10 protein-coding genes and 1 pseudogene are annotated in these 9,522 nt (G+C 66.4%); 6 read left to right on the forward strand and 5 right to left on the reverse strand.

Annotated features, from left to right (window positions below; all coding sequences use genetic code 11):
- The 4 genes from rmuC to V7Q81_RS12350 all read right to left on the reverse strand — a co-directional run.
- Positions 1–1,257 (reverse strand): DNA recombination protein RmuC (gene rmuC, locus V7Q81_RS12335; protein ID WP_333843733.1); only part of this gene is annotated, 1,257 nt, incomplete at its 3' end.
- 226 nt (positions 1,258–1,483) lie between these two features.
- A complete protein-coding gene (locus V7Q81_RS12340) occupies positions 1,484–2,467 on the reverse strand; it encodes a helix-turn-helix transcriptional regulator (protein WP_333843735.1) in 984 nt (327 codons plus the stop codon).
- Between the two features lie 18 nt (positions 2,468–2,485).
- Entirely contained in the window at positions 2,486–2,761 is a 276-nt protein-coding gene (locus tag V7Q81_RS12345) for a cupin domain-containing protein (RefSeq protein WP_333843737.1), read from the reverse strand.
- A gap of 21 nt (positions 2,762–2,782) precedes the next feature.
- The gene (locus tag V7Q81_RS12350; RefSeq protein WP_333843740.1) at positions 2,783–2,887 is read right to left on the reverse strand and encodes a 30S ribosomal protein THX; all 105 of its coding nucleotides are present in this window, start codon (positions 2,885–2,887) and stop codon (positions 2,783–2,785) included.
- A gap of 91 nt (positions 2,888–2,978) precedes the next feature.
- Between V7Q81_RS12350 and V7Q81_RS12355 the strand changes: the two genes are divergently transcribed.
- From V7Q81_RS12355 to V7Q81_RS12380, 6 genes are all read left to right on the forward strand, one after another.
- Positions 2,979–4,193 carry a bifunctional alpha/beta hydrolase/OsmC family protein gene (locus tag V7Q81_RS12355; RefSeq protein WP_333843743.1) on the forward strand — a complete coding sequence of 405 codons (1,215 nt, stop codon included), beginning with the start codon at positions 2,979–2,981 and terminating at the stop codon, positions 4,191–4,193.
- A 420-nt stretch (positions 4,194–4,613) separates the two neighbouring features.
- Positions 4,614–5,381, forward strand: coding sequence for a response regulator transcription factor (locus V7Q81_RS12360; RefSeq protein ID WP_333843747.1), 768 nt, complete (start codon positions 4,614–4,616; stop codon positions 5,379–5,381).
- A gap of 188 nt (positions 5,382–5,569) precedes the next feature.
- Positions 5,570–6,691 (forward strand): MlaE family ABC transporter permease, encoded by a 1,122-nt coding sequence (locus V7Q81_RS12365; RefSeq protein WP_333843750.1) that lies wholly within the window; start codon positions 5,570–5,572, stop codon positions 6,689–6,691.
- A complete protein-coding gene (locus tag V7Q81_RS12370; RefSeq protein WP_333843753.1) occupies positions 6,691–7,491 on the forward strand; it encodes an ABC transporter ATP-binding protein in 801 nt (266 codons plus the stop codon). Before V7Q81_RS12365 ends, V7Q81_RS12370 begins: the two co-directional genes overlap by 1 nt.
- A gap of 12 nt (positions 7,492–7,503) precedes the next feature.
- Entirely contained in the window at positions 7,504–8,466 is a 963-nt protein-coding gene (locus V7Q81_RS12375) for an MlaD family protein (RefSeq protein WP_333843756.1), read from the forward strand.
- On the forward strand, positions 8,463–9,080 hold the full coding sequence (locus tag V7Q81_RS12380) for an ABC-type transport auxiliary lipoprotein family protein (protein WP_333843759.1): 618 nt from the start codon (positions 8,463–8,465) through the stop codon (positions 9,078–9,080). Before V7Q81_RS12375 ends, V7Q81_RS12380 begins: the two co-directional genes overlap by 4 nt.
- Positions 9,081–9,150: 70 nt before the next feature.
- Here V7Q81_RS12380 and V7Q81_RS12385 read toward each other — a convergent pair.
- Positions 9,151–9,522: pseudogene (locus V7Q81_RS12385) on the reverse strand (cation/multidrug efflux pump); the annotation flags it as partial.

Genomic DNA, 9,522 nt, shown 5'->3' on the forward strand with positions numbered 1-9,522 from the left:
CACCCGTGTCTCCAGGGTGGCGGTGGCGCTGTTGTAGGCATCCACCGCTTTCCCCAAGCGATCGCCCACGTTGGCCCAGTGCTCGGCGAGCTTGGCGATGCGCTCGTAGAGCTGGCGGCCGAGGTCCGCCACTTCTTGGGCGTTGCGGGTGAGGGCCTCCTGACGCCAGCCGTAGGCCACGGCCCGCAGCAGGGCGATGAGGGTGGTGGGGGTGGCGGGGATGACCCTCTCGTTCACGCCGAACTCGATCAGGCCGGGATCCTGCTGCAGGGCGGCGGAAAAGAACATCTCTCCCGGTAAGAACAGCACGACGAACTCCGGGGTGGGATCGAACTGGGCCCAGTAGGATTTGCGGCCGAGAGCCACCATGTGGTCGCGCACCTGACGGGCGTGCTCAGCCAGGTGCATGTGCCGTGCTTCGTCGTCACTCGCCTCCACGGCCCGCAGGTACGCTTCCACCGGGGCTTTCGCGTCCACGACGATCCTCTTGCCGCCCGGCAGCCGCACGATCAGGTCCGGGCGCAGGCGCCCCTCTTCGGTCGCGCGGGATTCCTGTTCCACGAAGTCGCAGTATTCCAGCATGCCGGCCATCTCGACCACGCGCTTGAGTTGGATTTCCCCCCAGCGGCCCCGTACCGTGGGCTGGCGCAGGGCTTTCACGAGGTTCGCCGTCTCGTTGCGCAGCATGGGCAGGTGCGTGTCCACCAGGCTTTTCAGCTGCTCGCTCAGGGCGGCGTAGGCCGACACCCGCGCCTTTTCCAGCTCGCCCAGCTTGCCGTCCACCTTTTCCAGGGATTCGCGCAGGGGCTTGACCAGCTCGTCCACCGCCTTCTGGCGCGCCTCCAGGTCGCTTCTCGCGCCTTCCTGAAACTTTTCCAGGGTGGCTTTGGCGAGGTCGAGGAAGGACTGGTTGTTGCTTTGAAGTGCCTCAGCGGACAGGGCCTTGAAGGCGTCGGACAGGGCGGTGCGGGCTTCTTCTAGGAGCTTGAGCTTTTCTTCCGTCGCCCGGCGCTCGGCGGCGAGCCGCTCCTCGGCCGCTACCCGCCGCTCGGATTCCTCCCGCAGCGCCTGGGCCGAACGCGCCTGCTCGGCTCGGAGCGTTTCGATCTCGCGAGCCTTCTCCGTGAGCTGCTGCTCTGCGAAGGCTAGGCGCGCTTCCAGAGCGGCCGCTGCGCTTTTCGCCCGCATGCCGCGCACCCACCAGGCAGCGAGCCCTCCGGCGATCAGGGCGATGGGAACCATCCATTCAGGAGACATGGGTGCTCTCTTTGTAAAAAATTGTCATGGCGACTCTTGCTGCTGGTCGATGACAAGGCAATCCTACCGGTTACCCCGATCAAAACGCGATAGCGGCAGCTCGGGTCGAAGGAGATTTTCCCTTGTTCCAGCGGCGGGGCAGGGATAGGGCAAGCTTGCGGACCATCCTAAACGAGGGCGGAGGCAAACCGGGGCGCTCTTTATGCCGTGGCGCCGTGGGTTCCGGTCATTCGGGCTTCGGCGCCCCATACTGGGCCAGCGCTCTTTGCAGCCGTTCCATCACCAGTTGACGCAGGCTTTCGGGAGCAACCACTTCCACGTCCGGCCCAAAGCGCAGGATGTCCATCGTGAGCTCGGTGGGGTCGCGGAAGGGGATCTGCAGCTCGTAGCGCCCGTCCATCAAGAACTGACCCTGCTGCTTGGGGTGCCAGCGCTCGTCGGCGACCCAGCGGGCACGCTCGGGGGAGAAGCGCAGCACGGCCACTTGGTTCGCCCGCCCGGCAAAGATGCCGTAGCTCGAGGCGAGGTGTTCGTCGAGGCGCTCTTCCAGGATCTCTTTAGCCGGCTGATCGAGCTCCTCGGCTCGGCGCACCCGGTCCACCGAGAAGCTCCGGAGCGCCCGGCGGGTGTGGCACCAGGCGTCCAGGTACCAGTTGTCCCGGTAGCGGACCAGGCGCTGGGGGGAGACGGTGCGCTCGGAGATCTCTTCCCTGGAGCGGGCGTGGTAGCGCAGGCGCAGCCGCCGGCGTTGCAGAGTGGCGCTGGCGAGCACGTGGAACCATTCGCCCGTCGGGCGGGCCGCCATGCCAAGGAGCCGGATACGGCGGCCGACCTCGCCGAGCCCCAGGCGGCGATGGCGGATGAGGGTCGTGATGCGCTCCTTGAGGGGCGCCAAGTGTTCGCCCAGGAGGCCGGGCTCCAGGGATTCGAACAGTTGCTCGAAGACGATCAGGGCCTGCAGCTCCCGCGCGTTGAACCACAGCCCCGGCAGCTCGTAGGGTTGCCCGTCTTCGTCCCGTCGGTAGGCATAGCCTCCCGTCTTCTTGTCGTGCTCGATGGGAGCGCCCAGGTAGTCCTTCATCTCCCGCAGCAGCCGGTAGACCGTGGGCTCGGAGCACTCCAGCCGCGCCATCAGCTCGGCGAGCGGCACCGGAGTGCGGCGCCCCTCGAAGATACGGTGGAGCTGGTAGATGCGGTCGAATTTGTCCACGGGCCGGCGAACGCTCTCTTAGCGGTGCCGGTAGCCGTAGAACCAGCGGTTGTCGCGGGCCCCGGGGTTTCTCACGCTATGGCGCGCGCCGGCGGGGATGAGGACCTCTTCGCCCGGGCGAGGCCGCAGGGTTAGCCCGTGGAAGGTGAGCTCCAACTCGCCCTCGTCCAGCATGACCAACTCGTCCACGTCGTGGACGAAGTCGATCCACTGTTGTCCCGGCGGATCGATCCAGATATCGCAGGAAAACCCCCGGGCCGCCCAGTTCGCCTTGACCGTCGCGTAGTCAGGCATGGAGCCGCCGCGCAGAGAACTTCATTTCCCTTTGGGGGCCGGTTGCTTCTTTTTACGGGGGCGGGTTACGCCATAGGAACCGTTGTAGATCTTGCCCCGTCGCGTGCGGCGATCGCCTTTGCCCATCGTTTGACCCTCCTTCGTGTCGAGAGTAAAAAAAGCAACTCTATTCTAACGAGAATCGCGCAGAGCTGAAGTCTACGCCCGGAGAACCTCCATGCAACCGATTTACTTTCCCGGCGCTCTCGGAGCGCCCTTGGCCGCCCGTCTTGACCTGCCGGTGGGCGAGGTGATCGCCTATGCCCTGTTTGCCCACTGCTTCACCTGCTCGAAGGACAGCCTGGCGGCGGCCCAGGTGAGCGCCGAGCTCAAGGCGCAGGGGATCGCCGTGCTGCGCTTCGACTTCACCGGGCTGGGGGGAAGCGAGGGGGACTTCGCCAACACCGGCTTTTCTTCCAACGTGGCCGACGTGGTGGCGGCAGCAGCCTACCTGCGCCGGGAGCATGAGGCTCCCCGGCTTCTCGTCGGCCACAGCCTGGGCGGCGCCGCGGTGCTGGCCGCGGCCCGGAATATTCCGGAGGCGGTGGGGGTGGTCACCATCGGCGCGCCAGCGGAGCCCGCCCATGTGGCGCGATTGCTTGCCCCAGGTCGAGCGGAGGTCGAGGCGCGGGGGGAAGCGGAAGTGGAGATCGCCGGGCGCCGCTTCCGCATCCGGCGGCAATTCCTGGACGAGCTCGCCCGAGCAGACATCCTGGGAAGCCTCGGGCAGCTGCGCAAGGCGCTCCTCATCATGCATTCGCCCCGGGATACGGTGGTGGATATCGAGAATGCGGCGCGCTTGTTCCTGGCGGCCAAGCACCCCAAGAGCTTCGTCTCCTTGGACGATGCCGATCACCTGCTCACGCACCGGGAGGATGCCGTCTATGTCGCCCGGGTACTCGCCGCCTGGGCGAGTCGCTACCTAAAGCGAAGGAAAAGCGGGCAAGAGGTCTCGCCGGCGTGTCCCGAGGGGGTGGTGCGGGTCGAGGAGGTGGGCAGCGGGAAATACGCCCAGACGATCTGCGCCGGGCACCACCGCCTGCGCTCCGACGAGCCGCTAACCTACGGCGGCAGCGACACGGGCCCCTCGCCTTACCAGCTCCTGCTGGCGAGCCTCGGCGCCTGCACCTCCATGACGCTGCGCATGTACGCCGAGCAGAAAGGCTGGCCCCTGGAGCGGGTGGCGGTGGAGCTCAGGCACGAGAAGATCCACGCGGCCGATTGCGAGACGTGTGAAACCAAGGAGGGTAAGGTGGATCGCATCGAGCGGGTGATCGAGCTCGTCGGCCCCCTCGACGAGGCGCAGCGCCAGCGGCTGCTGGAGATCGCCAACAAGTGCCCGGTGCATCGCACCCTGCATTCCGAAGTGATCATACCCACCCGCCTGAAATAGGCTCGCGCGGAGCAGGTGGGGCGATTTCCCCACCGGGCGCCCGCCGTCGGAGTTGGCGAGAGGCGAGGGGCCTGCAGAGGCTCATTGGGCTGCCTCGGATCGAGCTCCCGATGGCGGGCAGCGCCTGTCGAAGGCGGCGACAGGGCCGACGGCTTCCCGTCGAAGGCATCCGCTTCCCTGTTTTTTCTTGTCGTCTCGGGACTTGCCGAGTGGCCGCGGCGGCCGACCAGGGTTGTTTCGACCTTTTCATTAAACGGCGGGGGCTCCCCGCGTTTTTTATACCTTACTGAATATTAAAACTTTCTTTTGTTCTAGCCGGTGCCCCGGGACGCTGGCACACCCCTTGCAGCGAGGTGGGGTGTAAAAAAATTCAATCCAAAGGATGAGGGCGGATCGCTTAGGGAGAAGGGAGGAATTCAATTGCGTATCGCCATCTTGGTCTACGACCGCGAGCAGGCCGAGCAGCTCAAGCAGAGCCTGCAGAAAGCCGGACACGACTGCCATGTATTTGGGAGCGGCCGCCAGTTCCTGGTCACCGCAGGCCGCGAGAGTTTCGATGTGCTGCTCGTGGATTGGGAATTGACCGACATAACCGGCATAGACGTGCTGCGCGCGGTGCGCCGCGGCTCGTCCTGCGACATGCCGGTGGTCTTCGTGAGCCATCGCAACGCCGAGCGAGACGTGGCGGACGCGCTCAATGCCGGGGCCGACGACTACGTCGTGCCCCCGGTGCGGCCGCTCGAATTTGTTGCCCGGCTCAACGCCGTCTGGCGGCGGGCCAACCCGCGGGTCGAAGCGAAAATCCTGGAGTTCCCGCCTTATGTACTGGACCTGAACGAGCGGGAGGCGACCCTGTACGGCCGGCGGGTGGAGCTCACCCAGAAGGAGTTCGATCTGGCCGCGTTCTTGTTCCGCAACATCGGGCGCCTGCTCTCCCGGGGGCACCTCCTGGAGGCCGTGTGGGGCAAGAGCGTGGACGTGCCCACCCGAACCTTGGATACCCACGTCAGCCACTTGCGCAGCAAGCTGGGCCTGCGTCCCGAGAATGGTTATCGCCTGACCACCGTGTACAACTTCGGCTACCGGCTAGAGGCCGTGCGCAGCTCCGATCCCGACGTTAAGGCGCTGCCCCAACGCTCCGTTGGGACGGGGATTGCCCGGGACGCGGCGCGGGCCAATGCAGGATGAAAATGCCCGCGGTAAGCTGAATCTTTTCCCTGGGACGTCGAGCTTGAGCGGGTTGCGGCCCGCTCTTTTTTTTTCCTGACGAAGGGTATGTTGCCTGGGAGCGAACGATCCCGGCGGGGCGACAAACTGGGAAGAACCGGGCTAAACTAGCCGGCGTTTTTTCTTGGACCGGTGACCGGCGTTCAGTCATGACCGACGGCAGTCCGTGGTTGCGCCTCGAGCCTGGCGAGGGGGGTGCGACGCTTTACTTGATGGGCCTGTGGCGGCTCCCCCAGCTCTCCCGCATCGCACTCGCGCTGGATCAGGTGGCGGCCGTGCCCTTAACCGCCTTGGACGGCAGCCGACTGGAGGCCCTCGACACCTCCGGCGCGGCGGTGATCTACCGATTCCTGACCGCTCGTGGCCTCGATTGGGGAGCCATCGAGCTCAAGCGCTTCGCTCCCCAACACCTGAGCGTCATGACCCTGGTATCGGAGCGGCTCAGGCAAAGCGCCGCCTGCCCACCCACGACCCACTTGGGGCCGGTGGCGAAAGTCGGCCGCGCCGCCCTGGAGCTGTTCGAAAACGTGCGGGGGATGACCGCATTCCTGGGCCAAGTGGCGGTGGAGCTCGTCCGGGTGGCGGTAAAGCCCCGCGCGTTCCGCCTGCGGGAGATGGTGTCCCACTTGGAGACCGTGGGGGTGGACGCCATTCCCATCGTGGCCATGGTTACTTTCCTGATCGGCGTAGTGTTCGCCTACCTCCTCGGCATCGTGATCGAGCGCTTCGGCGTCAATATCTTCGTGGTGGATGGGGTGGGGCTCGCCATGTGCCGGGAGCTCTCCCCCCTCATCGTCGCCATCATCCTGGCCGGGCGCACCGGCGCCTCCTTCTGCGCCCAGCTCGGGACCATGAAGGTCACCGAAGAGATCGACGCCATCCGCACCCTGGGCCTTTCCCCCATCCAGTTGCTGGTCATTCCCCGGCTGGTCGCCCTCGTGGTGGCTTTGCCCTTGCTCACCTTTCTCGGCGACGTGATGGGCATCCTGGGCGGCATGCTGATCGCCGATCTGCGGCTCAGTATCACGGTGCCCACTTTCCTCGATCGCCTGCAGAGCGTTCTTGCCGTGAGGCACGTGTGGGTGGGGCTCGCCAAGGCGCCGGTGTTTGCCCTGGTGATTGCCTTGATCGGCTGCCGCATGGGAATGGCGGTCAAGCGCGACGCCCGCAGCGTCGGTGCGGCCACCACCGCCACGGTGGTGCAGTGCATCGTTTCCGTGATCCTGCTCGATGCCGGGTTCGCGGTGCTCTTCGTGGAGCTGGGCATCTGATGGCGCTTTCTGCTGCTGTCGTGCGGGACAGGCCGCCCATGCCGGCCGGGCCGGAGGCGGTGGTGGAGGTCGAGGATCTGGTCGCCCGCTTCGGCGCGGCCACGGTACACCATGGGGTGTCGTTTCAAGTGCGGCGAGGCGAGCTCGTGGCCCTGATCGGCGCGAGCGGCTCGGGCAAATCGGTGCTCGTGCGGGAGATCATCGGTCTGCTCAAACCCGCTGCGGGTCGGGTGAGGTTGCTCGGCACCGAGGTGTGGAGCGCCTCCGAGCGCGAACTGGAAGAGACGCGCCGCCGTTTCGGCATGCTGTTCCAGGACGGGGCCCTGTTTTCCTCCCTTTCGGTCGCGGAGAATATCGCCGTGCCGATCAAGGAACACAGCGACGTTCCGGACGAGCTCATCGAGCCGCTGGTGCGCATCAAGCTGGCGATGGCGGGACTGCCTAGCTCGGCGGCGGCCAAGATGCCAAGCGAGCTCTCCGGTGGCATGCGCAAGCGGGCGGCCCTCGCCCGGGCCTTGGCCCTGGACCCGGAGATCCTGTTCCTGGATGAGCCCACCTCGGGATTGGATCCCGTGACCGCCCGCGGTTTCGACCGGCTGATCCAGTTCCTCAATCGGGACCTGGGAATCACGGTGTTCCTCGTCACCCACGATCTGGATACCCTGTTTGGTATCGCCCGGCGCGTGCTGGTCCTGGGGGATGGAAAGCTCCTGGCCGACGGTCCGGTGGAGGAGGTCGCCCAGGTGGACGATCCCTGGGTGCGGGAGTATTTCCACTCCAGGCAAACTCTGGTGCGCTAGCGCGAGCCCGCCATGGAACCTCAAGCCCGCTACGCCCTGGTCGGCGTCGTGATTCTCGTCCTGGCGGCCGCCCTGGTGGTCTTTATCCTCTGGCTCAACCGGGCCGGGCTGGAGCGGGGCACCGAGCCGTTTCTCATCTTCTTCCGCCACCAGTCCCTGGACGGCCTGCAGATCAACAGCGACGTGAAGATGAGGGGCATCAAGGTGGGATACGTGGCGCGATTTCAGATCGAGGAAGGGGAGGCGAACGCGGTACGGGTGTTGATCCGCGTCAACGCGGACACACCGGTGCGCAAGAGCACCCAGGCGACCATCGTGCGCAACCTGGTGACGGGGCTCGCGGCCATTCATCTCATCAACACCGACGACAAGAGCCTGCCCAACACCGAGCCACCTCCGGGACTGCCGCATCCGGTGATCGCCGAGGCCGAGGGCACCCAAGAAGTGACCGATGCCCTGAGCCGCTTCGCCGAGGAAGGTGTGAAGACCTTGGAGCAGCTACAGCGCGTGCTCACCGACGACAACATCGCCCGCATTCGGGGGACGTTGTCCAATCTGGAGAACCTCACTCTGCAGCTCGAGCAGCAAGCTCCGGCCCTGCGGGAAGCCCTTCTTGCGGTGACCCGGGCCGCCGGGGAGCTCACCGCCGCCAGCGCCACGATCGGGCGGGCGGCCGAGGGGCTGGATCACCATGTAGGGGAAATCGCCCAGGGGACGCAGGAGGTGCTGGCCGAAGCGCGGCAGACCCTGGCCGAAGCACGAGCGCGCTTGGATTCTCTGGAACGGGACCTGGCGACGGTGGCGGGCGATTTGGAGCGCCTCTCCGACACGGGGAAGCTGGAGCTGCAGGCGACCGCGCGGGAGCTGCGAGCAGCGGCGGATTCCCTTTCCCGCACGGCGCGGCGGCTGGAGGACCCCCGTGCAGTGCTGTTCGGCCCCCATGCGGCCGAGCTGGGCCCGGGGGAGAGACGATGAGGCGCGCCCGAGGGGCGGGTGCGGGCCTCGCCGGGCTTGCACTGTTGCTCATGCTTCCGGCGTGCATGACGGTGGGGCAGTCGCCCACCGTCTATTACGTTCTAGGGGACGGGAGCTTCGCCTCGGTGCGGCCGGTCCGGGCGTCAGGGGCATCTCGCCGGTTGCTCGTGGCGCCCACCGAGGTAGAGAGTTTTTACGACACCGCCTCCATCGCCTTTAGCCGCAAGCCCGGCACCCGGGGCTACTACCAATACGCCTTCTGGACCGAGCGTCCCGGGCAAGCGTTTACGCGGCTTCTGGTGGCACGGCTGGAGACGGCGGGAGCTTTCTCCAGCGTGGCGCTAAGCACCTCGGGCGTTGACGGGGAGCTGATCCTCAACACTACACTCACCGAGCTCTACCACGATGCCGCCCAAGCGCCGGGCTGGGCCCGGGTGCGCCTGACCGCCGAGCTGGTGGACCGGCGCAGCCGGCGTCTGCTGGCGCGCAGGACCTTCGACCAGGCCGCCCCGGCGGCGAGCTACGACGCGCCGGGGGCGGTTGCGGGTTTCGAGCGGGCGATCGCTGCACTGCTGGACGAGTTGGGTCGGTGGGCGCAGGAGAAAGCCCGATGAGGTGCTTTCCGGGGAACAGCGTCGGGAACCTGGCGCGGCGCGTCCCGGCGTTCGCCTTTCCATGAGGGAATCATCGCGGCGACGCAGTTTCCCGCACCAGCAGCCCGCTCGTCGAGACTTTGACCTCGAACTCGGCCGGACGGCTCGCCGTCACGAAAGTGGCCGAACCGTACTGCGCATCCACCAGAGGGGCAAGGAAAGCGTAGCGTCGGCGCAGGCGGAACAGATCCACCGGCTTATCCTCGGCCAGGGAATAGACGGTGCGCGGAGCCGTGCGCTCCTGTTCTAAGGCGGTGTAGCGCCCGGCGATGCGCGAAAGCTCGTAGGCGGTATGGAGCCCCAACAGCTGGGCGAGGGGTTTCCACTTGAGGATGTGGGCATCCACATAGACCTCATCGCCGGCAAGCTGGAAGGAGCGCTCCTCCCCGCTGGGCAGTCGCAC

Source organism: Pelomicrobium sp., from assembly GCF_036803785.1.
Classification (GTDB): Bacteria; Pseudomonadota; Gammaproteobacteria; order Burkholderiales; family UBA6910; genus Pelomicrobium.

Excerpts from the sequence above, each read along its gene's own strand:
- V7Q81_RS12370 (WP_333843753.1), top strand. The coding sequence starts at position 6,691 with ATGGCGCTTTCTGCTGCTGTCGTGCGGGACAGGCCGCCCATGCCGGCC.
- V7Q81_RS12345 (WP_333843737.1), bottom strand. The coding sequence starts at position 2,761 with ATGCCTGACTACGCGACGGTCAAGGCGAACTGGGCGGCCCGGGGGTTT.
- V7Q81_RS12350 (WP_333843740.1), bottom strand. The coding sequence starts at position 2,887 with ATGGGCAAAGGCGATCGCCGCACGCGACGGGGCAAGATCTACAACGGT.
- V7Q81_RS12365 (WP_333843750.1), top strand. The coding sequence starts at position 5,570 with ATGACCGACGGCAGTCCGTGGTTGCGCCTCGAGCCTGGCGAGGGGGGT.
- V7Q81_RS12380 (WP_333843759.1), top strand. The coding sequence starts at position 8,463 with ATGAGGCGCGCCCGAGGGGCGGGTGCGGGCCTCGCCGGGCTTGCACTG.
- V7Q81_RS12355 (WP_333843743.1), top strand. The coding sequence starts at position 2,979 with ATGCAACCGATTTACTTTCCCGGCGCTCTCGGAGCGCCCTTGGCCGCC.
- V7Q81_RS12375 (WP_333843756.1), top strand. The coding sequence starts at position 7,504 with ATGGAACCTCAAGCCCGCTACGCCCTGGTCGGCGTCGTGATTCTCGTC.